Raw genomic sequence first — 24,505 nt, 5'->3', positions numbered from 1 at the left:
AGGGCAGCCGACCGTTGTACACCGGGGCGGGCTGAGGCGCGGGAACGCCGCCTGGCGGGACGGACGTCACTGGGATGATCGGCGCCGGAGGCGGTGGCGGCGGAGAGGCGCACTGCGAAAGCAGCAGAGCGCAGAAGTTGGCGGCAACGAGGGTGCAGAAATCGCGGCGATCGAAAGAGGACATCGTGAGAGAGCTTGCGCGGTTGGGAGGTGCCGTAGGAAGCATTGATAGGTTGAGGCTGGGAGGCCCAGGAAAGATGGATGCCAGCCGCAAGAATGCGGCGAATCACTGGTGGACAGACGCGGAGGGCATTTGCTCAATTCGAGGCAAAACCCATCCTATTGGCCAGCTTTCCAAACGTATGCACCCACGGCATAAATCCACATGCCCATCATCGCATAGGACGCCAAAGCGCTGACCACCAGGTAGGTATTCACCACTCGTGGCAACTGGCGATCTTCTTCAGGCTTGAATGGCTCGACGAAGATCCCGCCCACCGGGGTAAAGGCGGTGGGAAGCAAGTTCATAGCCAGGGTTTTCACAACGATCACTCCAACGAACGATTGAATGGACTGGTCAGCAAGCTGGTGCAGGGCCGCAATCAGTGCCTGCGCCTCTGTTTTGGGATGCAACGCTTCCCATGGCAACTGCCAATACCCAGTTAGAATTTGGTGCCCCCACGAGTTCCAACCAAGTGCCAGCAAACCGAAAACAGAAAGTGCCAACGGGCCGGCGAATGGAAGCGCAATACGCAACCCAAGGGACTGGGCATTGTACACCGTCCGGTCTTGCGTCAGAAAACTCCCCAAAGGAATGAACCCGACCGCCAAAGTCAGGTCACCCTTGCTAAAACTGAGCAGCTCTTTACCAAAGAATAGCTGAACCCTCGTGACTGGCACTCGCGCGAGACGAAGTGCCAGCCATTGAGCCCCGGTATAGACCAGGCAGCAGCAAACATAGGTGAGACCGGTACAAACAACGAGTTCCGCAGCGCTCATACTTCTCTCCTCTACTGCCTCGTCAACAACCACCACACCGTCTTCTGATCAGGCGACAGTTTGAAGCTCCCTCCTTCCGTCGGCACCTCCTGCTGCGGATTTCCTTTCGCGTCCAGAGCCTGCACCTTCCACTTGCCCCCATCGGGCAGGCCCACCACGGCCTTCACCCCCAGGACTTCCGCAGGCCCCTTGCCCCACTTCGTTCCCACGGTGGTGCGGTTGGCATCCCACCCCATCCCGACATTTTCTGCGCGGCTCACCACGGCGAGCCAGATGCGTTTGGAGTCGGCCAGGGATTTGTCGTCCAGAGCTGCGGCCATCAGGGTCACATTGCTGGCAGGCGAATCGTTCTCCAGCGCCACCGAGATGGCCCCGAGCTCCTGTTTGCCCGATCCCAGGGTTCCACTGAAAACCACCGCTTTGCGGTCCACCACGCTCAACTCGGCGTTTTTCCCCTCAGCGACCCAATTCACCTTCACCGTGTCGCCACCCTTTCTCAACATTCCCACGAAGGGGGTGAGTTCCCAGGCATTGTCTTCGCTCAACTGCATGCCCACACGCTCTGTCCACGCGATGGCCCCGGACTTGCCCACCTTATCCCACACGGGACGCCAGCTTCCCCACACGTCCCCTGCTTTCTCACCTGCGTAGTCGAGGATGGGGCCTTTGCCAAGCTTCAAGGTCGAGCCCCGGCTGAAGGGGGTAATCAGGCCCTTCCGATAGACCAGAGCGGCGATGGGCATCATTGCCTGTTTGGCCGGATGTCCAGGCAGATCGAAGAAGCTCGTGATGCGATCGCTGTCATAGGGAGTGTTGTGCTTGAAAGCGAAGTGATACACCGCACTCCAGTCCTGCACGGAAGCCATGGCGGAAAGCAGAGGGAACGTCTCCGCGGCATAGTCGTTGGGGGCCGGCACATCATACTCGCTCAAGCTATAGGGCTTGCCCACGGGACGCTGCATGGCGATCTCCGCCAGGGTGCCTCCGCTCTTCTCCACGACTTGAGAGACGTTGTTCACATACCAGTCGTTCATGTCCCAGGACTTCCGTGGGAAAGAGGGATGATGCCAGTAGCCGTGCGTGTCCACCAGGTCGCTCACCGCGAACTCACGACGCGCCCCGGCAATGCCGCCGAAGAGCAACTGCGAATGCGTGATCATCTGTTTGGCTCCGATCTCCTCACGGATGAACTTCTTCATCTCCAGCGCGTGCTCGATCTCCAGATCCGCCAGAAAGGCGATGAAATCCCGGCGCACCGCCACATTGGCACTGCGCTCCGGGATGGGGATGGTGCCAGCCTCCAATGTCTGATCCGGTTTCAGGAAACCATTAGGCACCGTATGCAGGCGGATGTCCTTGAGCTCCACGGTGGTAATCTTGTTGAGCAGGCCGAACCCGACACGGTTCTTACCATCTGGCAACACAGAATGCGGGGCGAAATCAAGGTGATACTCCTCCCACTCGGGGGTGAGGGTCACGTTCTCGCTGAGGCCAAGCTGGGCCCACGGGGCGGCGGAATTCATCGCGATGACGCTGATGGTGCTCTTGTCCTGGGACCGCGCCTTGAAGGTGACACGATAGCTGGCCTTCTCGTCCAGATTCAGCCCGACCTGATAGAATTGCAGACTCCACGGCACACTCCCAATCGCGGTACTCGTCCAGCGCACGGCTCCGTCCCCTGCCGCCTTCGCGGTGGCCTGGGCACCATTGGTAGCTTCCACGAACCATTCCTTGGCCCCGTCCGTGAAGGAACCGTTCTTGATCAGTTCCGGCCCGGTGCTGCCGTCATTCACACCCCAGGCGGTCTGGAGCGCCGCCGTGTCTTTGTACTGCCCCTTCAGGTATTTGAGGAACATCCCCTGCAGCTCTCCTTTGAAAGGCTCCGGCAAGCTGGCCGTCCACCAGGGATTGAGCAAAATCGAGTTTTCATTGTTCATCTCGATCACCGCGACGCCGGGTTCGTCCTTGTAGGCACGACCCGTGTGCGGATTCACGTGATTGAGCAGCGTCTTGGCGAAGGCCTGAAACTGCGCAATGAAAGGCCGGTGGTAGTGATCCAGCCCTTTGCTATAGCTGGGCGCTCCTTTGGGCGTGCCAGGATAGGTTCGGCTGACGTGCAGGTTAATGTTAAGATAAATGCCATGAGCGATCAACTCTGCCGCCAGCTTGTCCATGCGGGCAAGGTTCTGCTCGTTGAGCGTGGTGGCCTCGTTGTCGCCAATGATCGAACTCCCCTTCCCCCAATCGTTGTCCATGTGGTGGAGACGCACAACGTTCACGCCGTTCTTGGCCAAGTGGGCAGCGATTTGAGGAGCCAGTTCCTCAGGTGGGAAGCATGCGGTGCCGCAGAAATTGGTTCCGAAGAGGCGCACCTTGCGCCCCTTACCATCCACCAGCCACTCCCCATCCACCTTCAGAATGCCTGAAGCCCCCGCCGGCTTTTCATTCAGGGCAGAGAGATCGATGGGACTGGGCGAAGCATCCTGCGTGCTGATGGTAAACGGAAACCACCCCGGCTGTCCCGGAGTGGTCGTACTCTGGGCGACAGCGATGCCGCCCCCCAGCCCCAGAAGGGCCATACAGCCAAAAGCACGGAATGAGGAAAGATGCATGCCGCATCTTGCTCAAATCCCGCTGGAAACACAAGAGCTCAGGCCAGGACTTTTGCCCACTCGTCCTCTTTGAATCCCACAAGCGCCACACCTGCGCTCTTGTCCAGCGCGAAGGGACGCTTCACCAGATTCCCGTGGCTGGCCAGGAGTTGCAATGCCTCCTCTTCGCTCAATCCCGGGAGCTTGTCTTTGATCCCCATGGCCCGGTAGTCCTGGCCAGAAGTATTGAAGAGCGGCCGGAGATCCCCACCCTTCGCCTTCAGCACGACCTTCAGCTCTGCCACCGTAGGCGGCGTCTCACGGATGGGCTTCTCGTCAAAAGGGATGCCCTGCTGCTTCAGCCATTTCGTGGCATTCTTGCAGGTGGAGCATCCGGCATAGGTGTAGATCTTGAGCATGGGGAAGGTGCCCATGCTACGCATTGAAACGAGTGGCTCAAGGATATTCAGCGAATGCTCCAAACCGGTTCACCATCCCTTCTTGCGAGTCCGCCCGCCGCACACATTCACCTTCATGCCAAGCTCATTGGCAAACGCTGCCTTGGCCAGCAGGCAGGCGTCGGCTGACTTGGCGTCGTCGGCATAGGCCACCTGAATGTGGTTGGCCTGGTGCTTGGCCATCAACTGGTCCCGCGAGACACCATAGGTCACGGCGTGCATAATGGGCCACTGCGGCGTGGTGTTCTGCCAGCGCCGCTCGGTCTCCTCCTTCGGCAATTCCACCACCGCTCCGCGACCAATGTCCATGTGCAATGACTCATTCTCGACGTAGATACGGGACCAGACAATCTCACCCGGCTTGGAAATTCCCCGGAGCGTGCTGCCGCCGTTCGGGAAATACATCGGCGGCTGGCGGAAGCCCTCGGCCCCCTTCCAGCCCTTGATGAAATGGGCGGGTGGTGCCGCACCGCTGATCAGCAACACCCAGACATAGTCACCGCCATAAGCCTCGCCCCACCGTATGTCGTGCAAAGTGCTTTCCACCGGCTGCCCCAGAGCCTGATGCACCCGGCAGGTCATAAGACCATCCAGCCCCGCGCATTCATCCACTTCGTTGAAGTGCACCAGCGGCTCTCCCTTGTAGAGCACTCGCTTGCCATCACGCGATTTCACTGGCGGGCGGTCGCTGTTGTTGAGGATGCCTTCCACGAGATCGCTCGCCGGCAGGAGATCCTTCAGCCCCTGTTGGTACTGGATGCCTATAGTGTCGCAGCCGAAGTCATCCGCGAGCCGCACGGCGGCAATGTACATCTGACACTGCTTCAGCACCTGGGCCTCGGTCAGGTCTGTCGCGTGGTCCTTGCCAAAATGAAACTTCATCCCCTTCTTCACGAGCCACGCATACACTTCCCGGGCCTCGGCCTCGGAGGTCTGGGTGGTCTCATAGTAGAGACTGGACTGGCTGAGCCGCTCCTTGAAAACACCACACCCGTGCAGGGCATGGTCTGGGATGATCGCGTTGAACATGCCCATACAGCCTTCATCGAACACACCCATGATGGCCTTCTGAAGCCGGAGTTCGGCCGCCAGCTGTCCACCCAGTTGCGCGGACTTTGGCGGCACGGTCACGTCTTCGAGCGGGCGCACATGGGAGAGATCCTGCTTCACCTTGCCGGTCTTCAGCCAGCGCCGCAGTTCCGTGCGGAAGAAGTCGTCTGTGAAGTCTTCGCTCCACAACGTGGAGTACGCCACCCCTGCCTTGGTCAGTGAGCCATTCAAGTTGAGCATGCCCACCAACCCCGGCCATTGCCCGGACCAGTTCGCCACCGTAAGGATCGGCCCACGATGAGTCGTCAAGCCCGCCAGCACATGGTGGGAGTACTGCCAGACGGCCTCTGCCACGATGAGCGGAGCATCCGCATCCACGTTGCGAAACACCTCAATCCCCTCGCGCTGGGACGCGATGAACCCGTGCCCCTCATCCTCCTTATAGGGATGAGCACGCACCAGATCAAAGCCCTCCGCTGCCACGGCCTCCGCCAGTGCCATTTCCATGGCATCCTGCGCAGCCCAGCAAGTCTGGTTGGCCGAGAGCCTCAAGTCCCCGCTCGCCACCAGTTGCACCACCTTCGCCTCATCATTGTTCAACACTTTTTTCATGATCAAAACAGTCTAACTTGAGCTCAGGCTCAGCGCCACCTCTGTGCGCACTGTGCCTCTGTGGTTAATTCCTCATTCCCTCCTACACCTCCACCTCGGCCGGCCATGCGCGCTCCCGGGTGATCCCAAACTCCTCCAAGTACGCCCCGACACGCAGCCGCTCTTCATCGCGGAAACGGTGAAACGGCTCCGCCAGGAAGTCATCACATACGCCTAGCACGCTCAGTGCGCACTTCACACTCTTGATGAAGGCAGATCCGTGGCGGCCCACCTTGTAGATGCTGCCGGAGATCCGCATCACTTGAGCGTGGAGCTCCATCACCCGCGTCACATCCCGTTTCTGAGCCGCATCATAGAGTGCCACGTAGAGCTTCGGGCAGAGATTCGCTCCACCACACACGCCGCCGTGCCCGCCCAGAAGCACGCTCTCCCCGAGCAACTCTTCCGGTCCCACCAGCAGGCTCCAGTCCGGACGATGCTCCAGCTCCCGAACGAGTTGGTGGAAATAAACCATGTTGCCCGAACTGTCCTTCATGCCCACCACCCCGGGCAGGTCCATAGCCCGGCGCACGGTGCTCAGCTCAAAGGTCACCTTGGTGTGGCTGGGCATGTTGTAGAGGAAGACTGGCAATGGGAGCTCCGGCACCAGGTCCTCGACGTACTCGGTCAATTCCGGCTGCCCCACCGGGAAGTAGTAAGGAGCCGAGAGCACCACCGCGGCAGCTCCCTGCTCGGCCGAGTGCTGAGCAAGATTCACCGATTCCACAAAGGAAGTGTCCGTGATGCCCACCAGCACCGGCACCCGCCCCGCCACCTGCTTGCAGGTGCGCTCCACCATCTCCCGCCTCAGTCGATAGCTCAGGCTAGGGGCCTCACCGGTGGTACCGAGCGCAAAGATGCCATGCACTCCGCCTCTCACGAGGTGCTCGATCAAGTTTTCCAGCCCCGCCACATCCAGCGTGTCGCGGTCTTTGAGCGGAGTGATGATGGGAGGGATGATGCCGTGAAAGGCGGCGGGAGGCACAGTGTTCATGGAATAAGTCAGGGGGACGCCTGGGACCGGTTTTCACCGGTATCTCGCGGCCGGATCAGCAGAACAAGAATCGTGGACAGGACACACACGCCGGCAAAACTTGTGAAGATCGAATTGAGGGCGACGCCCCGGTCGCGCATGATGCCAAAGGTCCAGTCCGCAATCCCGCCCGCCATCATGCTCACGAAGTTCATGATGCCATATCCGGTTGCCCTTAGATTGGGGCCCACCACCTGGGAAAGGATCGGCATGTTGTTGCAGTCAAAGAAGCCCCAGCCAATGCCAAAGAGGATCAGTCCGAAAATGGCCAGGGGAAAAGATCCGGCGGACGGGGCATTCCCCACACTGTAGAGGGCCGGCACGATCAACAGCATGCCCAGCGCGCTGACATAGATGCGCCCCCGGTCCGTGCGTCGCATCCATCGGTCAGCCAGCACTCCCGCCCCCACTGCGGCGACAAGTGCGGCGGCCTGCCAGTAGAGAGCAGCCGAGACCCCTGCATGCCCCTGGCTGATGTTGAACTCCTTCTGCAAAATGGCAGGCATCCAGTCCCGAACCACCCAGGCGGCAATTGCCGGCAGGGTGAAATACAGTACCAGCAGGATAAAGGACAGGTTGCTGAAAAGCGTCCAAAGCGTGCGCAGGATTTTGACGACCTCGTCAACGAGCGAACGGACGAAACCACGCGATGTAGCCCTCTGATCCGTCGATACCCCGGCTGGAATGGTCACTTCTCCGCCGCGCCATTTGTCCTTTAGCAACATCAGCAGCGGCACCGCGTACAGCACCCCCATCAGTCCTGTGATATCAAAGGCAAACCGCCAGCCCAATGACGGGGCATCCGCCAAATACCCCGCGAAGCCCCCGACGATCACGCCACAATAGATCCCCATCTGATGGATGCTCACCGCCCGGGACCGGGTGAGCATGCCATGATGGTCGGCGATGAGCGCCAGCGCCGCCGGGATATAGAAAGCCTCGCTGATGCCCATGAGCGAACGTGCCAGGAGCAATTCATCAAAGGTTTGCACATGGCCCGTCCACCAGGTGATGGCAGACCAGACAAAGAGACTGGCGCAAATCGTATACCTCTTGCTGAAGCGGTCGGCAATGTAACCGCCAATTGGGCTGAAGACAGCATACACCCACTTGAATTGTGCCAGCATGTGCCCCCAGTTTTCCTCTGACCCAACGCTGGGAATGTCCCGCATGACCGAGACCTTCATGGAGGCGATCATCTGCCGGTCCAGGTAGTTTAACAGGGCCACAGGAAACAACAGGGCCACCACCGTCCAGGCATAGCGGCTGGTGGGCATGGCGGCGGAAGGCTTTAAAGTGTCGGGATGGCTCATGGACTCGTTCTAACGGCGGAGGATCTTCCGCATCTTGCATGTCATAAAATCTGACAAGTTCAGATTAGGGGGCTAGCACCATGATTTCGCCCCGCTCCGGGCGGTCAATCTCCTCCGGCAGGAGGTTGTAGTCGATCTTGGCGGGATCGGTACCAATCCCCGCCAGATCGAGCATGGGTGGCAGGCCCGAGGGGCCGGGCTCTGCCAACGCGACACCGGTCACCACGCAGGACAGCAGGACCATTCCCAGCGTTCGCTGAAGGACTGGGAGAAGAGCTGTTTGTTGAGTGATGGCCGGGCGCATGGAGGTCTGTCGAGGCTGACGGTTACTTTGCCGGAGCCTCTGCCGGAGGCAGCCTGCAGGACTGCCAGGCCAGGAATTTCCACTGTCCTTTTTCCTCTTTCCAGACGGCGAGGTAGCTCATGGCGAGGTCTGAAACCTCAGCCCCTTTGCCCACCTTCAGATTCACGCGACCATGCATAAGGGCAATGCCCGGAGCAGGAAACGAGAAGTTCTGGCTCTCGTAGGTGAAGCCGAGGTACTTCGTCTTTCCACTGAGCACGAGGTCGATGAGGGAGGCCTTGGTATCCACCACCCCGCTGGAGTGGGCATAGTTGAGATCATCAGACAGCACGGCTTCCAGTGCCTCCTTGGTGGGAGCTTGCATGGCTTTCACACGGGCCGCATCGGCCGCCTTGACCGCCGCAAGAGCGGCATCATCAGCAGCAAACAGGGATCCGGTGAGCAAGGCACCGAGGCAAACAATAGCGGCGAAGAAGGAGGATCGGGTCATGGTAGTAGGTAATTTCACAGCGCCCAGTCTGCTCACTGAGGCCAGTTGCCGTCAACCAAGTCTTTTGGCTCAAGCTTTGCCGGATCGATCACGGCGTGTTTCACCTTCTCACGCTTCCAGGTGTAGGTGACATGCACCTTCCCGTCGGGAGTCTGGATGATGGCGGGGTAGGAATACTCACCCTTCTCACTCTCCAGCACCAGGGCGGCCTGCCAGGTCACCCCGTCCTTGGAGATCGCCAGATTCAACGGGGAGCGCCCCTTGGGGGTGTGGTTGTAGATCAGCAGATGCCGCCCGTCCTTCAGCGTCACCGCATCCGTGCCAGAGTTGGGGTTGGGGAGTGAACCAAGGCGGATCGCACCCCAGGTTTTTCCTAGATCGTTGGATTCAATCTCAAAGATCTTCCCCTGCGTGGAGCGGCCCAGTGCGATGAGCTTGTCACCTCCGGCAAGGAGAACGCTGGGCTGGATGGCTCGAATGGCCTCCCCGTCGTGAAGGGCCGGTGTCGCGGTCCAGGTCTTGCCCATGTCGTTGGTCCGCTCAAAGTGGACGGCCCATTTGCTGGGCTTGGTGGGAGACTCCGTGCTGGTGGGGCAAAGGATGTCCCCGTTGGCCAGTTGCACGGGCTTGTTCTTGATGGGTCCCAGAATGCCGTCGGGGAGACGTACCGCCTCACCCCAGGTCTTGCCACCGTCGGTGCTGGTGCGCAGCATGCCCCACCAGGTCTGCGGAGAAGGTCCCACCTTGTAGAAGAGCCAGAGCGGCCCCTCTTTGGGCTGGAAAAGGACAGGGTTCCAGCAGGGATGACGCGTGCCATCCGTCTGCACTCCGTTGGCCACTTCCACCGGTTCGCTCCACTTGCCACCGACTTGACGGGACACCCAGATCCCGACATCCGGCTTGCCTTCTGCGGTACCACCAAACCATGAGGTGAGAAGCGTGCCGTCCGCCGCCCGGGCGATGGTCGAGGCGTGACAGGACGGGAAAGGTGCCGTATCATAGATGAACTCACTTGAGGTCAGCCCAGCCGCAGGTGCCTGAGTCTTCTGGACCGGTGCGGCCGAACCAGGGTTCTTGAGGTAGTAGAAATAACCATCCTCCGCTCCGCCCAGGAAGTCTGGCACGCCGTCTCCGTTGAAGTCCACCACCGCAGGGCTCACATCATGGCCCTCGATGTTCATGGGCGAGATCAGCCCGCGGTCCTTGAAGTACCACTTGCCATCTGCCGCAGTGGTCTGCTGGACGAAGCTGGCATTGGCCGCATTGATCAGCAGGTCCAGCTTGCCGTCGCCATCCCAATCCGTGGCACAGAGCTTGCGACGACCACTCCCTCCGGCAATCTTTTTGTTCATCCACAGCGGTTCACCTCCAGTGGCTTGGAAGAACTTCGGCCCGGCTTCGCCCTCATTGAGCTTGTCAGCCAGCATGACGCGCTGCGGGGCCAGGAGCTTGAGCTCCCCATTCACTTTGGCCCGTTGGAAGAAGGCCAGATACCCCTCCTGATCCAGCATCACCAAGTCCGGCAGACCGTCCTTGTTCCAGTCCACACCCACCGGGGTGGTGCGCCACTGCGTGAGGAGGGCCTTGCCCTGCGGGCGGAGCCAGCCGTAGGCCAGCTCAGGTTGTTTCCCATTCCACTCCACCGCCACGGGCTTGGCCGCAGCGAGCTTCGGCGCGGTACGGGTGCCGGTGTTTTTGTAGAAGAGCACCTTGCCCCAGATGGAGTTCACCAGCAGGTCCGGTAGGCCGTCCAGATCCCAGTCCACCACAGTCTGGGTGGTGTAGCCCCACTTGGCCTCGCAGGGCCCCTGAATGCTCCCATTCGGACCGGCCATGATGCGGAGCACCTTGCCACCCGCCTTGAGCAGCTGTGGTTTGTTCCACTTGGGCTTCTCGACGCCTTTGCCACTCAGGTTCTCAATGAACGAAATGTTGCCGGCGGTGTTGCCGCTGATGATGTCGATGTCACCATCGCCGTCCCAGTCAAATCCCACCGGTGTGGCCAGGGAGCCGAACTTCACATCGTCCGCCTCCTGCTGGAAGTAACGCGGGGCCAGAAACAGCGGCGATTTGTCTTTTTCCTCGAACTTGCCGGTGTTCTCCACAAACGCCACGCGACCGTCTTCATCGCCCACGATCAGGTCCAGATCCCCGTCCTTGTCCCAGTCGATCGCCGTGGGGGTGATCATCTCCAGGTCCATCTTGAGGTACTTGCCCTCTGCCGTTTTGACCTTTTTACCGTAGGCGTACTTTGGCTTGTCCCGCGTGCCGGTGTTCTGGAAGTAGGTGAAGCCATCCAGGAACTCACCGCAGAGCAAGTCCAGATCCCCGTCTCCGTCGAAGTCAGCAAAGTTTGGCGAAGGCCAGCCGAAGGTTTCCACCGGACGATCGATGGCCATCACCTTCACCGGCTTGGCATACTTGGGCTGCTCGTTCGTGCCCTCGTTGCGGGCCACATAGACGAAGCCTTTGAGAGGACCGTTGCACCAGCGGCCATTCTCATCGTAGGCGTTGTCCCAGCCGTACTCCGTCCAGTCGTCGGCCCCGACCACGATGTCCTGCAGGCCGTCGCCATCATAGTCCACAGAGCGCCACATATTTCCGCGCACCTTGTTGGGGTGCACATTGGCGGGCAGGTCGATCTTGGTCCCCTGATCGATGCCCGTCTTCAGGAAATCGGGGTGGATCATGCCAGGGCTCATCACCACCGGCTTGCCGTCCACGTAGGAGACCTGGACGTTCTGCATTCCCTTGCTGATGCGTCGTCCCGGCTTGAAGACCGGCATCTTGTTCTTGGCCGTGTCCCCAGTCGCATTTTCAAAGAAGTAGGTGCCGTTGTAGGGCTTGTCCGGGCAGTTCACGACAAGGTCGAGGTCACCATCGCCGTCGAAGTCCATTGGCAGCGGCCAGGCCCACAGGCCGACGCCCAAGTCCACCTTGAGACCCGGATTGTTGTACTTGATGCGTTCCAGGCCGGAAGCGGCCCCGGCACAGAGCAAGGAAAGCCCGGCCGCAAGCACGGGAAGACGTGAGGATACGTGTCTCAGGTTCATGGATTGGTTTGAGGAAAAATTCTGAAATGGCAATCAGGCATCAGGCGGAGCGGCCCCGGCGTCTGGTCGCACCGGGCTTGGCTTGCTTTTCGATGCGGTGAAACTCGGTGAGCAATTCGTCCGGCAATCCCAGGGACATGTCCTGGCTGCCAATCGCGGCGTTCTGCGTGTCGTAGTGCTCCAGCGCCTCCACCATGCTGGCACGAATGTGCTCGCTCATCAGCCGGCGGGCCTCGTCGCCCTTGCCAGTCTCCACCGCCTGGAGAATCTCAACATGGTAGCGGTAGGTCTGCTCGATGACCTTGAGGTCATGCTCCTGGCGGGAGGTGGTAAAGATGCGCGCCAGCACCCGGCTGTCGGCCACAATCTTCATCATGCGTCGATTGCCTGCTGCGCGAATGAGGAGCTGATGGTAGGCCATGTCTGCGGACATCAGTCGTTTCATCATGGCCGCATCCGGCCGGGTCTTGCCTTTTTGGCGGAGCTCCCCAGCAATGGTCTTGAACTCCGCACACAGCGCACGAAGACGGTCACGGTCCTCAGGCACCAGCTTCCCGGCAGCCTGAGCAACAGCGTAGGGCTCCAGCGCTTCACGCAGTTCGTACAGTTCCACCAAGTCGCGCCGGTCCAGCGCCTTCACCCTGGTGCCAAAGCGGGGCACCTGCTCCAGCACGCCTTCCTGCTCCAGGTTGCGAAACGCCTCGCGCACTGGCGTCCGGCTGATGCCCATCTCCTGCGCCACGCTCAACTCAGACAACACGTCCCCCGCGCTCCACTCCCCGGAGAGGAGTTTGCGCTGGATGTGGTGATAGGCCTTTTCGCTCAGGGAGTCGGTCATGGTGCACTACTGGTATACCAGAGATATACCAACAGTACTTCAGCAGGCCAAGCACTCTTTCACGCCTTGAATATTTTTCTTCCCCTCGCCCTCCATGCGCGTGACACCTTTGGCGAAATCCATCAATCCAGTTGCCTTGAGAGAACATCCGGGGAGGTTGCGGCATGGAGTTCCAATTGTTGTTAGACTACCTTGGGAAGCAACTCGGCCTCGACACCCTGTCGCTCAATGAAAACGGCGTGGTCAGCCTCAAGTTTGGGGATGACTTGGTGGTTCACCTGGAACCTGACCCCAAGCTGCCCACCGCCCATCTTTACGCTCCCCTGTGCAAACTGAACGCTGCCAGCCGGAGCGCGTTGCTGGAGCCCCTCCTCATTGCCAACGCCTTCGGCCGGGGCACGGCGGGGGCTTTCTTTTCCATCGATGAACCCCAGCAGGAAGTCCTGCTAGGGAGAATCATCGACCTCAACCAGGCTGAACCACAGGCCCTCTACCAGCACCTCAAGGACCTGGTGAGCGTGCTCGTCATCTGGCGACGTCGGCTGCCTGATCTGCTGGCCAATCAGGATGCGCCTACCGAGTTTCCACTGAATGAGCCCCCTTCGGGCTTCATCCGCGCTTAGTCCAGGCGAGTGCGAAAAAGGGGCCGAACCGGAATCCCCCTTCAGAATCTGAGGCCTGGCCGGTAACTGCACGGGTGGCGGCGGGAAGATGCTTCATTGTCACGCTGCCACATTCGTTTCCTGTATGCCCTCATGAAAGTTGCTGAAGCCACCTTTGCCTTTGATGCCATGCCCTCCCTCAAGGTGGATGGCGAGGTTCGCACGTTTACCGATATTCAGGTCAACGGCGAAACCTTCAAAGGCGTTGACATGGGCAACGGCAGCTATGCCCGCCTGACAGATCGCACAGAGGGACGCTTTGACGTCACGCTCTTTAGCGAAGCACCCGACCACGACCTTTCAAATATGCAGGTCTCCGTCACCGGCGGAGGGGTCAGCCGACTCCAGGACACCGAGGGCCACGCCCACGGCACGGACAATGTCCACAAATTGGACCACGAAGCAATCACTCTGACCGAAGCGTTCTTTGACCAGTTCCTTGGTCAGGACGGAGTGCGGCCATTGCCCGACAGTCGCCCCCTCCCCAGGCCGCCCGGAGACGGCCCCGGTGACCAGGGTTCGACCACTCATCTTCCACAAGGACCTCCCCCCCAACTTGGCCCACCGCTACCTTCGGATGGTTTAGACGACGATTCGGGCGTCAGCATCGTGATTGAAAGCGGACCTCGAGACCGAACACCTCCGTCTCTTGAAGAACTGAGCAGATCGACTGGCCTGTTCTTGAGGGCTCTGTCAAACGAGCCAACAGACGGCTCCGCCCAAGCGGTCAAACTTCAGAATTTCGCGACGTATCTGGCGAGAATCCCTCAGGAAGAAGGCTCGGAGAAGGCAGCATTCCAACCCTTCACCGATCAGGTCAAATCGCTGACCACCAAAGAACTCACCGCCCTCTCAGCCGCCTTTACCAGCGCCGTGGGCAACGAGACAAATGCAGAAGCCCTGGCGGAGTTGTCCGACATCGTGCAAACGGAGATCACAGCGCGTCGGGACAAGCTCGACACCGAGGTTCGCCTCTGGTCCGACTCCCTCAGCAAGGCTCTGGCGGTGCATGAAGGCGAACTAACCGGCTCATTCACGGACCACCAGGGCAACACCCACCAGATCACGGAAGATCGGGCAACAGCATCCAAGGCCTTCGTGAAACTCGTGGAGGGTTTCAACACTGCCATGATGAATTTGACCGACACCGATTACTCCAGCGCCCTGGCAACCCGGGTGGTGGGCGGTCTTGGGAGCGATGGCAGAAAGATCTTTCTCCAAGCGCTTGCGGAACACACGGCCAAGGGACAAGACCTCCCCTTCATGAAGATGGCGCTGCGAGACGAACCTCCCGCAACCATCCTCGACCACGACGGAAGCATCACCAAGGCCCAGGAACAACTGCGGGCGACCGGGAAGACGCACATTAGCGAGGTTTATTCACAGCTGACCCGTCTGGAAGCCGAGCTGTACTCAAACTTCGCTGACCACGAACACAGAGATCACCCGGCCAAGCACCCCAGCCACAACACGCTGGAGTTCTTCTCTTTCATCGTCAGATTTCACGCCCTCGCCGCAGAATACGAACGGGCGACCACCGAGTTTGGCCTCCCGCCAGCCGGAGATTTTGAGAGCCGCAAAGCCATGGTGCGAGACCGCCTGGCGGAACTGACCCAGGACCTCGACAATCTCCTCGCACCGATCACGGATGTGCCCACAGGCCAGATCCCTCTTCTTCAAGACGCACTTGCCTATCTGCGGATCCCGCAATTGGACGGGGTCATTGCCCAGGAGCTTTTGAATCGAGCCGTGTAGCCTCCTCCCGACCATTCTGGCAACCTCGTCACCAAGTTTCAGGTAACTGGGAACATGGGTACGGCTAGATATTCACTACAACGACTCTTCACGCCGCCCCCGCCTCATGAAAGTTGCCGAAGCCACCCTCTCCTTCCAGGCCATGCCCACCCTCAAGGTGGATGGCGAAGTCCGCACCTTTGCGGAGATTGAGGTCAATGGGGAGAAGTTTCAGGGAGTGGATCTGGGAAACGGCACCTATGCACGACTCGCCGACCGCACCGATGGGCCGTATGACGTCACGCTGTTTCATGGGGAGAGCGATCACGACATCTCCAATCTCAAGGTCTCTGTAACCGGAGGTGGAGTGAGCCGCTTGAAGGACACCGAGGGCACCGAACACCGGACAGACAGCATTCAGACGCTGGATCACGAGTCCATCACCTTCGGCGATGAGTTCCTCGCCAAGTTCCAACATGAGGTGGGGCATGTGGGCGGAACCGATCCGCACGATGCACCGGAGCTGGATTCCTCCACTGGCGTTCAAGGATCCAGCCTGCCCGTACCGCCCCAGGACGAGCCCCCCAAGCCCGCCATCGTCCCCCCACCTGCGTGGAAACCGCCCGTGGGCAAGACGGGCATGTCCAAGTTCTTTTCTGATCTCACCACCCCCAAAGAGACCCGCACCACGGAGAAGACCTCCGCATCACTGCAAGAGGTGGACAAGACCACCCTCGAAATGCTGAAGATGCTGTCCAGCATGCCGAAGGGATCCATGGTGAACGCCTCGAAGCATCCCAACTTCGAGGCCTATATGAACAATATCAAGCTGGCCGCGCAGCCCACGGTGAAGCGAGGCGCGGACCTGGACACGGCGATGCAGGAATCCTTCGCCAAACAGATCAAAACCCTCAGCTCCAAAGAGCTTTCTGCCCTGGCCGAGGCCTTTTCAGCCGGGGTGGAGGGCAGCCCCTTTGCCGGGCCTCTCAAGGATTTGGCGGGCATCATCCACAAACAGATCAAGACCCGGCAGGGCAGCTTCGAGACGGAGGCGCGGGCCTGGACCGACTCCCTGCACAAAGCCCTCGCCGTCCATGAAGGGCGGCTTCAAGGAACGGTGGTGGATCGCGAGGACTCCATCCATAAAGTGTCTGACTCCCGGGAGTCCGTCTCCCTCGCGTTCCGGGGCCTGGTACAGAGCTTCAACCGGGCCATGCTCAGCGAGCCAGACCCCGACAAGGCCAGGGCCATGGTGGCCCGGGTGGTGGGCGGATTGGGCACGGACGGACGCAAGGTCCTGCTGGAGGGTCTCATGGAGCACATCCCCAAGGGGACACCGCTTCCGTTGATGAAGATGGCCCTCAACGACGGCCCCTACCCCGCAGTACTGGACCCCGATGGCACTATCGCCAAGGCCCAGGCGCGGGTACGAGAATCGGCCAACAGCCATGCGGCTGGCATCCAATCCCATCTGGCCGATCTTGCCACGGAACTGCTCGCCGATTTTGGCGAGGACGGTTTTGTGGACGACGCCCCGAAGAAGCCCGGCACGCACAAGCAGGAGTTCCTCTCTCACGTCATGCGTTTTCAGGCCCTGGTGGATGAATACGAACGGGCGGCCGGCCAGTTTGGTGCCAAGCTTCCCGAGGACTTCGAGAAGTTCAAGGAGTCAATTCGTGACAGGCTCTTTGATCTGGCGATCGACCTAGCCGGAGCCGCGAGCCCGCTGGAAGGTTTCCCTTCCGAACAAATCCCCCAGCTGGAAAAAGCCCTGGAAAAACTCAAAATCCCCTCTTTGAACAACGCCATCACCGGCACTCAAACGGCAAGGCGGAAGGTGCTGGAGGACAGCTTCCAGGCAAAGCTTTCCCCTGGCATTCAAGCTGGGGTCACGGGGAACTTCGACGGCATGGTCAAAGGCATGCTGGGCGTCATCGATCAGCGCAACCGGAGCGTGGAGACCGCCCTGGGGCTCTCCAGCAATGCCAAGTTTGGCCACTACTATCACAAAGGATTCAATGTGGACCTGCTGGGCAGCTTTGCGGATCCCGAGCTGAATGTCGCGGTACGCCGACACTATCTGACGCAGGCCATCGAATCCGGCAACCTGTCCAAGGAGGACATGGTCAAACTCCAGCGTGAGATCCAGTCCAACGGACCGCTTATTGCATTGCTTATCGTCGGCGGCAAAGGCACGCCAGATGATGACGTCCGCTGGGGCCGCCTCACCGCCGAGTGGCTGGTGACCCTGGACCAGGTTCTGGCCGACAAGACCGGCGTGCCCGCCATGAATGTGGAGCTACAGACCGACAAGATGAAGCAGGACCCGGGCAAGTTCATGCGTGATCTCTCCCCTGCGCAGAAACAGGTGTATGAAGACAACTTCGGCTACCGGATCGGCAACGGCGACACTGTGACGCCGCGCACCGACCGCAGTTTTGAGCAGATCATGAAGGGCATCCGGGGTGAGTAGAGACTGAGGTTGAGACGCGTTGCTGGTTGAGAGGACCGCAAGCGGTCTGTTGAGATGCTGCGCTGGTTGAGGCGCTTCGCTGGGCTGTGGCGACGCTGTGTGGAGGCGCGCCGCCCCCTCCTCAGCCCCTGCCCACCATCTGAGTCCCGTCTTGTAGTTATCGGCCAGGCTCACCCTAAACCGATACTTTCATGTCCTAAAGTCCACAAAATATGTCAGTCCAACCATTAAGACTCCAGCCTGCAACTGCGTTTTAATCCATCGCTTTTTCTCCGCCCCGGCAGAAAAGCACCATCTCGACACGTTTCCCAGCACTCATGCATTTCCGCCCACCTGTACTCACCCTGCTGACGGCCTGTGCCGTGGCTCTTCCACTTTCGGCCGCTGCGCCGAAGGACGTCACCGTCACCATCAAGACCCTGCCGGCCCAAATGCGGTATGACACGGAGGCGATCGCTGCCGAGCCGGGCGCGAAGGTCACCATCACGCTGGACAACCTGGACGACCTCCCGCACAACGTTGTGGTCTGCCTGCCCAAGGATGGCGGCGGCAATGACAAGGGCATGGAGGTGGCCCTGGTCGCCTGGAACCTCGGCGAGGCCGGAATGGTGAAGCAGTGGATCCCGGAGCACAAGCGCATCTTGGCGCACACAAAAATGGTGGATCCCCACCAGAAGGGCAGCATCAGCTTCACGGCCCCGGAGAAAGAGGGCGAATACCCCTACGTCTGCACCTTCCCCGGCCATGCCATGGTGATGAACGGCCTGCTCACCGTGGCCAAAGCAGTGCCGCCGATCCGGAATCTCCACTTCCGCTACTACACCGGGGATTTCAAGAACCTGCCAGACTTCAGCAAACTGACCCCGCTCGCAGGCGGCCCCCTGCCCGCCGGCAAGTGTGACATCAGCATCAACAAGGAGAAGAACAAATTCGCCTACGAGTTCGAGGGCATGATCGACTGCCCCAAGGACGGGGAGTACAAGCTGGTATCCGGTGGAGATGACGGCATCCGCATCTACATCGATGACAAGGAAGTGATCGAGGCGGACGGGATCCACCCCTTTGGCATCAAGGAGAAGAAAATCAAGCTCACCAAAGGTGAGCACAAGATCCTGGCCCACTACTTCCAGGGTGGCGGTGAGGCGGAGTTTTACCTCGGGTGGTCCGGCCCGGGGTTCAAGGAGACTGCACTCTCTGAGTGGGTGCCCAACACCGACCGTCGCGAAACCGACGAGCAGAAGTACCAGGGGCTGCCCCTCGTGGTGAAGGATGAAGCCCTCATCTACCGCAACTTCATCAAGGGCTCCGGCCCCCGCGGCATCGCCGTAGGCTACCCTGGCGGGGTGAACCTCTGCTGGGATGCCGACCAGATGAACCTGGCGCTGGTGTGGCAGGGAGCCTTCATGGACGCCAAGCGGCACTGGACGGGCCGCGGCGCAGGCGACCAACCACCGCTGGGCTACGATGTGGCCAGCCTCGGCCAGCAACGAGCCCTGGGCACGCTAGACTCCGGCTCCGCCCCATGGGTGGCGGCTTACAAGAAGGACGAGTTCCGCAATGCCGACTACCGGTTCCACGGGTATGAGCTGGATGCCAAACGCCAGCCTACCTTCAAGTGGGAGTACCAAGGGGTGCAGGTAGAGGAGTCCTACACGCCATCCGGCAGCTCAAAGGACGCCAACGCCTCCCTCAAGCGCACCGTGAAGTTCACCAGCCCTGGCGGAAAGAACGGGCTCTATTTCCTCGCCCTCAATGGCAATATTGAATCGAAGGACCAGGCCTTCGTCGTGGACAAGGTGGTGAAGGTGACGGTGGCCGGCGGAGAGCCGCTGGTGCGCAAGGACGGCGGGCGCACGGAAGTGCTGCTTCCCGTGGAGTTCAAGGACGGCCGTGCCGAGTTCACCCTGACCTATGCGTGGAACGCGAAGTAACCCACGCGCCCCCTCCGTTTCTTCATCGAACCCTTTCGAGATCTACATGAAATCTTTTGCCTTTGCCCTCGCAGCGCTGCTGCCCCTCGTGCCCGGCGCCCTTCGCGCCCAGTCCCCTGCCCCGCAGGAGTCTGACTACTACAAAATTGAGCCCTTCTCCTTCCCCACGGACATCGTGGCCGAGGTGGGCGCGATCGAGCTGCTCCCCGAGCACACGCTCGCTGTCGGCACCCGCCGTGGCGATGTGTACATCGTGGACAACGCCTTCACCCCGGATCCCGCCAATGCCAAGTACAAGCTCTTTGCCTCCGGCCTCCATGAAGTGCTGGGCCTGGCCTACAAGGACGGCTGGCTCTATGTGACCCAGCGTCCCGAAGTATCCCGCCTCAAGGACAAGGATGGTGACGGACGCGCCGACATCTTCGAGACGGTAAACGCCGACTGGAACATCACCGGCGACTATCACGAGTACGCCTTCGGGTCCCGCTTCGACCCCAAAGGCAACCTCTGGGTGACCCTCTGCCTCACGGGCTCATTCCACTCCAATGCCCCCTACCGTGGGTGGTGCCTGCGCATCACACCGGACGGCAAGTCCATCCCCACCGCAGCCGGGCTCCGCTCACCTGGTGGCGTGGGCTTCTCGCCGGATGGCACCGCCTATTATGATGACAACCAGGGCGTGTGGAACGGCTCCAGCTCCCTGAAGCCGCTGCTGGTGGGATCCTTTCACGGGCATCCAGAAACGCTGAAGTGGTGGGACAACGCGATGGGTGAAAAGCCCCTGGAAAGCGTGACCGGCACCCGCATCACCCAGGAACGCGAGCGCAACCCCAAGTTCGCCCCACCAGCAGTGATCCTGCCTCACGCCAAGGTGGGGAACTCCCCCACGGCCTGGGACTGGGATGAGAGCGGCAAGTTTGGCCCCTTCACCAAGCAGCTCTTTATCACTGACCAGTCTTTCTCCGTGGTGAACCGCGTGACGCTGGAGACGGTGAACGGCGTGAAGCAGGGTTGCGTGTTCCCCTTCCTGAAAGGCCTGCAGAGCGGCCCTATCGGCGTGCGCATGTCGCCTGATGGCGTGCTCTTCGTGGGCGGCTCCGACCGCGGTTGGGGTGCCCGAGGCGGCAAACCTTTCGACCTGGAGCGCATCACCTGGACGGGCAAGGTCCCGTTTGAGATGCATGAGATCAAGGCGACCCCGGAAGGGTTCGAGGTGAAATTCACCCAGCCGGTGGATACGACGACAGCCAAGGATGCCAACAACTACAAGATGCGCGCCTGGACCTACATCTGGCAGTCCAGCTACGGCAGCCCTGAGGTGGACGAAGTCCTCCCCAAGGTGGAAGTCGCCTCAGTCTCCGAAGACGGCACGACAGTGAAGCTCAAGGTCACGCCGCTGACCAAGGGACACGTGCACCAGCTCGATGTCCCGGGCGTGAAGTCCAAGGACGGCGCGCCAGTGCTACACCCCGTGGGCTACTACACGCTTAACGAGATTCCCAAGTCCTAGCCCGCAGAGCTGGCTGCTCGACTTGCACATCACTCCACAAAACCCGCTCCGATGCCGTCGGGGCGGGTTTTTCTTTGTTTTCGATCCACTCTCTTTTTGTTCGGGCTTGCCATTGTGCCCGCGCAAGTGAGAGTATCCAGACGTACCCTTGAGGACGCCGCCGATTTTCTTAAGAAATCTTAAGGAGGCCTAATAATACCATCCCTAGAACGTTCCTGCTGTGAGCAATGCCTTCATGCCTCCACAGCCTAGTGATCCAACAGCCAGCGGGCTGGTGCGGGAAGCCCTCGCCCAGCATGAGAGCAGCCTCATTGCGTACGCGTGCAGCATCTTGGGAGGTGATGAGGAGCGCGCCCGGGATGTCGTTCAGGACACCCTCCTCAAGCTCTACCTCGCCGATCCCATCCGGGTCCGCGAGAATCTCAAAGCCTGGCTGTACGCCGTCTGCCGAAATCGAGCCTTCGATGTGCTTCGCAAAGAGCACCGTCTCGTCCTCACGGACAACGATGACCACCTTGACTGGCTGGACGAATGGCAACCCGATCCCAGTGAGGATGCCAGCAAGGAAGAAATGCTCGAGCACGTCTGGCAGTGCATGGAGCAGCTTCCCCTCAATCAGCGCGAAGTCATCCGCCTCAAGTTCCAGCACGGCCTCAGCTACAAAGAAATCTCATCCGTCACCGGCCTCAGTGTCACCAATGTGGGCTTCCTCCTGCACACTGGCATCAAGCGACTGCGAAAGCTGATGCATCGCACCTATAGCGAAATCTGAAGCCCCTCCCCCCCAAATCCCCTTTCCCCGATTCTGCAAATCCCATGAACTACGAAGATCACCCTGACCTCACCGCCTATGCCATGGGCGAGTTGAACGCCGCGCAGACGACGCGCGTTTGTCAGTGGCTTGCCAGCTCCCCAGAAGCCCGGGCCGAGCTTGAGCTCATTCAGGATACCCTTTCGGTGCTCCAGGAGGCACCCTCCATCCCACGGCGCACGCTGAACCCCCGCCAGCGCGAGACCGTTCTGGCCATGGCTAGCGCCCCTGCACGCGATGCCGCGGTCATCCCCTTTGCCACGCCAGCCCAGCCCTACCGCCGACCCATGTGGAATGCTGTGAAGTACGCCGCCGCCGCCAGCCTGGCAGTCGGAGCCTTTGTGGTGGGGCAAAAGTCTGCCTCATCTGGTGCGAGCACACCCGCTTCCCCCAGTCTGGTGACGACCAAGGAACCTGCGACCAGCCAGCCGACCCCGGCCGCTCCCGCAGTGGAAGTGGCGACGACCTCCAACAAGGTGGAACCCCTGGACTTCGTACCTGTCATGGCCCCGCCGGTGGTCGCGCAGGAGTCCGCTGCCCCGGTGGCCACGCATGTGGAAGCCGCGCTTGATGGCGTAGTGCTGACGCCTGAGGTACGAGCTTCCGCCCAGCTCGCAGCTGTTGCGGAATCTCCCGCCACAGGTAACCTAGCCGCCCGTCCTGCCGCTCCCGCCTTCTCCATGAAGGCCTTTGCTCTGACTCACAGGACGCAGCAGGATGCCATTTCGCTCCAGCCCAAGCTCCTGCGCCCCGCCAAGCTCCCTGTTCCGGATGAGTTTGCTGGCGTCAAGCTGGCCTCCCCGCTGCCAAGCGGTCAAAAGCAAGGTCCAGAGCCGCTTCGCAAACCCGATCCGCAACCCGCGCTGAACATCCACTCCTGGAAGGCGGAGATCGCCTCCTGCCCATGGGACTCCAGCCGTCGCTTACTGCGCTTTGTCGCCCGCGTACCGGTGGATCAACCGGGTGTGGAGGTCAATGAGGCCACCTATCAGCTCGTGGCGAAGTTTGACCCCTTCCACGTGCAGGGTTATCGCCTCGTTGCGGAGAAGCACATGCCCCCCACCGCAGGCGGGACGTTGGCCACCCGCTTTGCCTGGTATGAAATCATTCCGTCCCGGAACTTCGCTGCCACGCTGGATCGTCCAGTGACGCTCGGCACGATTGAACTGACGCAGCCTCGCTCCGCCAATGTCGCCAATCCGACCCCGCTCAAGATCCTTGATCGTGGCCAGACCTGGCAGGATTCCAGAGAGGACTTTGTGTTTGAGACAGCCATGGTGGGCTTCGGCCTCCTCCTCCAAGGCACGGAGAACATCGGCGCACTGAACTACAAGCTCGTGCTTGACGTCGCCGAAGGCACCAAGGGCGCAGATCCCCAAGGAGAACGCGCCAAGTTCATCCACGGAGTTCGTCAGGCCCAGCGGATCTCCGGCCTTTAAGGCCGCTCGGCTGGCAGCAACTGCCCACCTTCAGTTTCGCAAAGGGAGTCCGCTGAGGGCTCCCTTTTGCTTTTGTGGCGGCAGATCCTCCGGCGTGCAGGACACCATACTTCCCATAATACGAAAGTTCCTTGGTGGCTTCGGCACAGTTCAAGCAGCGGTGCTTTTTAGTGCCCGGCCTCTTGACCAGCCGCGCCACACGAGATTACCCACAAGTTATTCACATCTTCCTCACACCGGGTACAAGCCCACCGTGACAATCCCCTACGTTGCCCGCTCTGAAAGACCGGTTCTGCGCTGACACCTTGATCGCGTGGAACGCCCGGATTAATTGCGTGGAACGGAAAAATCACATTCATCCATCCCCTGTGACACCGTCGTCACACAGTCAGATTCGGACTGTCCAATACTCATTTTGATGATTTTTCGACAGCACTCTGTCTAAAGCATTCTGATTCAACGTCTTGCACACTTCTACAGAATGTCGCAAAAATCCTTTTTGCCTCTTGCTCAAGCAGTTGCAGAGGGTTTGGACGGTTTGCGCTGAGGGTTCGCATTGTTTGATCCCAACCATGAAAGGTGTCGCGAACTTCACATTTATCTTTTCGGAGGTACGAGCATCGACTCATGCAAAAACTGCATGACACCCGTTTGAGGCAAAACATTGGCAAGCGGAAAGTTGCCCAAATTGCTGCCAGAGCAGCAGGAGTTGCGAACAAAATCCGAAGTTATTCACAATGAGCGATTGCTTGACAGCTGTCTCAGCGGGAAGCGATGGCTGGCAAGGCCTGGAGAACCAGGGTCAGACCGGGTAGGAGGTAGAAGAACCGTAGCCTGCACGACCATAATGCAGAAGAACCGTCTCGGTTCTTGTCCCGCACTACCCAGCGCACCCAAGAGCCGGGACGGCTCTTCTACCTTCTCCATGCCATCCGTCTGCCGGTAAAGGAGGCGGGATCTCCGGTCCCGCGGGTGAACAGAGGGATTGGGCTGCGGAGAAAGCATGCCGTCACCGTATGCAACGTCAGAGGTCATTCGACTGAGCCGTCCCGCATGCGGGACCAATGCCATCAGGGAAAAGTGGAGAGGTCGAGCATTTCGCTTTTGTGAAAGTATTGAGGGCCGAAGGTCCGGCATCATTGCAGCCTTGGGCAACGCCCAAGGT

At 60.2% G+C, this 24,505-nt stretch carries 17 protein-coding genes and 1 pseudogene; 7 read left to right on the top strand and 11 right to left on the bottom strand.

What is annotated here, in order from left to right:
• The 11 genes and pseudogenes from BV034_RS34800 to BV034_RS15155 all read right to left on the bottom strand — a co-directional run.
• Nucleotides 1-184 (bottom strand): annotated as a pseudogene (locus BV034_RS34800) (DUF1460 domain-containing protein); the annotation flags it as partial.
• 155 nt (nucleotides 185-339) lie between these two features.
• Nucleotides 340-999 carry a site-2 protease family protein gene (locus BV034_RS15200; protein WP_050027856.1) on the bottom strand — a complete coding sequence of 220 codons (660 nt, stop codon included), beginning with the start codon at nucleotides 997-999 and terminating at the stop codon, nucleotides 340-342.
• An 11-nt stretch (nucleotides 1,000-1,010) separates the two neighbouring features.
• Nucleotides 1,011-3,611, bottom strand: coding sequence for a carbohydrate binding domain-containing protein (locus tag BV034_RS15195; RefSeq protein ID WP_081887845.1), 2,601 nt, complete (start codon nucleotides 3,609-3,611; stop codon nucleotides 1,011-1,013).
• Nucleotides 3,612-3,649: 38 nt separating this feature from the next.
• Nucleotides 3,650-4,024, bottom strand: a complete 375-nt coding sequence (locus BV034_RS15190) for an arsenate reductase family protein (protein ID WP_050027854.1) — start codon at nucleotides 4,022-4,024, stop codon at nucleotides 3,650-3,652.
• Nucleotides 4,025-4,078: 54 nt separating this feature from the next.
• A complete protein-coding gene (locus tag BV034_RS15185) occupies nucleotides 4,079-5,710 on the bottom strand; it encodes an L-fucose/L-arabinose isomerase family protein (protein ID WP_050027853.1) in 1,632 nt (543 codons plus the stop codon).
• An 82-nt stretch (nucleotides 5,711-5,792) separates the two neighbouring features.
• A complete protein-coding gene (locus BV034_RS15180) occupies nucleotides 5,793-6,743 on the bottom strand; it encodes a dihydrodipicolinate synthase family protein (protein ID WP_050027852.1) in 951 nt (316 codons plus the stop codon).
• A gap of 8 nt (nucleotides 6,744-6,751) precedes the next feature.
• A complete protein-coding gene (locus BV034_RS15175) occupies nucleotides 6,752-8,095 on the bottom strand; it encodes an MFS transporter (protein ID WP_081887844.1) in 1,344 nt (447 codons plus the stop codon).
• A gap of 64 nt (nucleotides 8,096-8,159) precedes the next feature.
• Nucleotides 8,160-8,339: a hypothetical protein gene (locus BV034_RS15170; protein WP_050027850.1), complete on the bottom strand. Its 180-nt coding sequence runs from the start codon at nucleotides 8,337-8,339 to the stop codon at nucleotides 8,160-8,162.
• An 82-nt stretch (nucleotides 8,340-8,421) separates the two neighbouring features.
• Nucleotides 8,422-8,889: a nuclear transport factor 2 family protein gene (locus BV034_RS15165; protein ID WP_265593034.1), complete on the bottom strand. Its 468-nt coding sequence runs from the start codon at nucleotides 8,887-8,889 to the stop codon at nucleotides 8,422-8,424.
• A gap of 32 nt (nucleotides 8,890-8,921) precedes the next feature.
• Nucleotides 8,922-11,942: an exo-alpha-sialidase gene (locus tag BV034_RS15160; RefSeq protein WP_063768797.1), complete on the bottom strand. Its 3,021-nt coding sequence runs from the start codon at nucleotides 11,940-11,942 to the stop codon at nucleotides 8,922-8,924.
• A 40-nt stretch (nucleotides 11,943-11,982) separates the two neighbouring features.
• Entirely contained in the window at nucleotides 11,983-12,780 is a 798-nt protein-coding gene (locus BV034_RS15155) for a GntR family transcriptional regulator (RefSeq protein WP_050027848.1), read from the bottom strand.
• 164 nt (nucleotides 12,781-12,944) lie between these two features.
• Here BV034_RS15155 and BV034_RS15150 point away from each other — a divergent pair, with 164 nt between their 5' ends.
• From BV034_RS15150 to BV034_RS15120, 7 genes are all read left to right on the top strand, one after another.
• Entirely contained in the window at nucleotides 12,945-13,403 is a 459-nt protein-coding gene (locus tag BV034_RS15150) for a type III secretion system chaperone (RefSeq protein ID WP_050027847.1), read from the top strand.
• A gap of 132 nt (nucleotides 13,404-13,535) precedes the next feature.
• Nucleotides 13,536-15,197, top strand: coding sequence for a hypothetical protein (locus BV034_RS15145; protein WP_050027846.1), 1,662 nt, complete (start codon nucleotides 13,536-13,538; stop codon nucleotides 15,195-15,197).
• Between the two features lie 106 nt (nucleotides 15,198-15,303).
• Nucleotides 15,304-17,649 (top strand): hypothetical protein, encoded by a 2,346-nt coding sequence (locus tag BV034_RS15140; RefSeq protein WP_050027845.1) that lies wholly within the window; start codon nucleotides 15,304-15,306, stop codon nucleotides 17,647-17,649.
• A 317-nt stretch (nucleotides 17,650-17,966) separates the two neighbouring features.
• Nucleotides 17,967-19,580, top strand: a complete 1,614-nt coding sequence (locus BV034_RS15135; protein ID WP_050027844.1) for a plastocyanin/azurin family copper-binding protein — start codon at nucleotides 17,967-17,969, stop codon at nucleotides 19,578-19,580.
• Between the two features lie 46 nt (nucleotides 19,581-19,626).
• Nucleotides 19,627-21,090, top strand: coding sequence for a hypothetical protein (locus BV034_RS15130; protein ID WP_050027843.1), 1,464 nt, complete (start codon nucleotides 19,627-19,629; stop codon nucleotides 21,088-21,090).
• A 235-nt stretch (nucleotides 21,091-21,325) separates the two neighbouring features.
• Nucleotides 21,326-21,862, top strand: a complete 537-nt coding sequence (locus tag BV034_RS15125) for an RNA polymerase sigma factor (protein ID WP_029190555.1) — start codon at nucleotides 21,326-21,328, stop codon at nucleotides 21,860-21,862.
• A 44-nt stretch (nucleotides 21,863-21,906) separates the two neighbouring features.
• Nucleotides 21,907-23,340, top strand: a complete 1,434-nt coding sequence (locus BV034_RS15120; protein WP_050027842.1) for a YfbK domain-containing protein — start codon at nucleotides 21,907-21,909, stop codon at nucleotides 23,338-23,340.
• The last annotated feature ends 1,165 nt before the right edge of the window (nucleotides 23,341-24,505 follow it).

Origin of the sequence: Verrucomicrobium sp. BvORR034, assembly GCF_000739635.1 — a bacterium.
GTDB lineage: Bacteria > Verrucomicrobiota > Verrucomicrobiia > Verrucomicrobiales > Verrucomicrobiaceae > Verrucomicrobium.
This window is presented reverse-complemented; position numbering and strand designations above follow the sequence as displayed.

What these genes read in the sequence shown, in the direction of transcription:
- BV034_RS15170 (WP_050027850.1), bottom strand. Translation starts at nt 8,339, where the DNA reads ATGGTCCTGCTGTCCTGCGTGGTGACCGGTGTCGCGTTGGCAGAGCCC.
- BV034_RS15150 (WP_050027847.1), top strand. Translation starts at nt 12,945, where the DNA reads ATGGAGTTCCAATTGTTGTTAGACTACCTTGGGAAGCAACTCGGCCTC.
- BV034_RS15125 (WP_029190555.1), top strand. Translation starts at nt 21,326, where the DNA reads ATGCCTCCACAGCCTAGTGATCCAACAGCCAGCGGGCTGGTGCGGGAA.
- BV034_RS15135 (WP_050027844.1), top strand. Translation starts at nt 17,967, where the DNA reads ATGCATTTCCGCCCACCTGTACTCACCCTGCTGACGGCCTGTGCCGTG.
- BV034_RS15200 (WP_050027856.1), bottom strand. Translation starts at nt 999, where the DNA reads ATGAGCGCTGCGGAACTCGTTGTTTGTACCGGTCTCACCTATGTTTGC.
- BV034_RS15160 (WP_063768797.1), bottom strand. Translation starts at nt 11,942, where the DNA reads ATGAACCTGAGACACGTATCCTCACGTCTTCCCGTGCTTGCGGCCGGG.
- BV034_RS15130 (WP_050027843.1), top strand. Translation starts at nt 19,627, where the DNA reads ATGAAATCTTTTGCCTTTGCCCTCGCAGCGCTGCTGCCCCTCGTGCCC.
- BV034_RS15190 (WP_050027854.1), bottom strand. Translation starts at nt 4,024, where the DNA reads ATGGGCACCTTCCCCATGCTCAAGATCTACACCTATGCCGGATGCTCC.
- BV034_RS15180 (WP_050027852.1), bottom strand. Translation starts at nt 6,743, where the DNA reads ATGAACACTGTGCCTCCCGCCGCCTTTCACGGCATCATCCCTCCCATC.
- BV034_RS15175 (WP_081887844.1), bottom strand. Translation starts at nt 8,095, where the DNA reads ATGAGCCATCCCGACACTTTAAAGCCTTCCGCCGCCATGCCCACCAGC.
- BV034_RS15145 (WP_050027846.1), top strand. Translation starts at nt 13,536, where the DNA reads ATGAAAGTTGCTGAAGCCACCTTTGCCTTTGATGCCATGCCCTCCCTC.
- BV034_RS15185 (WP_050027853.1), bottom strand. Translation starts at nt 5,710, where the DNA reads ATGAAAAAAGTGTTGAACAATGATGAGGCGAAGGTGGTGCAACTGGTG.
- BV034_RS15120 (WP_050027842.1), top strand. Translation starts at nt 21,907, where the DNA reads ATGAACTACGAAGATCACCCTGACCTCACCGCCTATGCCATGGGCGAG.
- BV034_RS15140 (WP_050027845.1), top strand. Translation starts at nt 15,304, where the DNA reads ATGAAAGTTGCCGAAGCCACCCTCTCCTTCCAGGCCATGCCCACCCTC.
- BV034_RS15155 (WP_050027848.1), bottom strand. Translation starts at nt 12,780, where the DNA reads ATGACCGACTCCCTGAGCGAAAAGGCCTATCACCACATCCAGCGCAAA.
- BV034_RS15195 (WP_081887845.1), bottom strand. Translation starts at nt 3,611, where the DNA reads ATGCATCTTTCCTCATTCCGTGCTTTTGGCTGTATGGCCCTTCTGGGG.
- BV034_RS15165 (WP_265593034.1), bottom strand. Translation starts at nt 8,889, where the DNA reads ATGACCCGATCCTCCTTCTTCGCCGCTATTGTTTGCCTCGGTGCCTTG.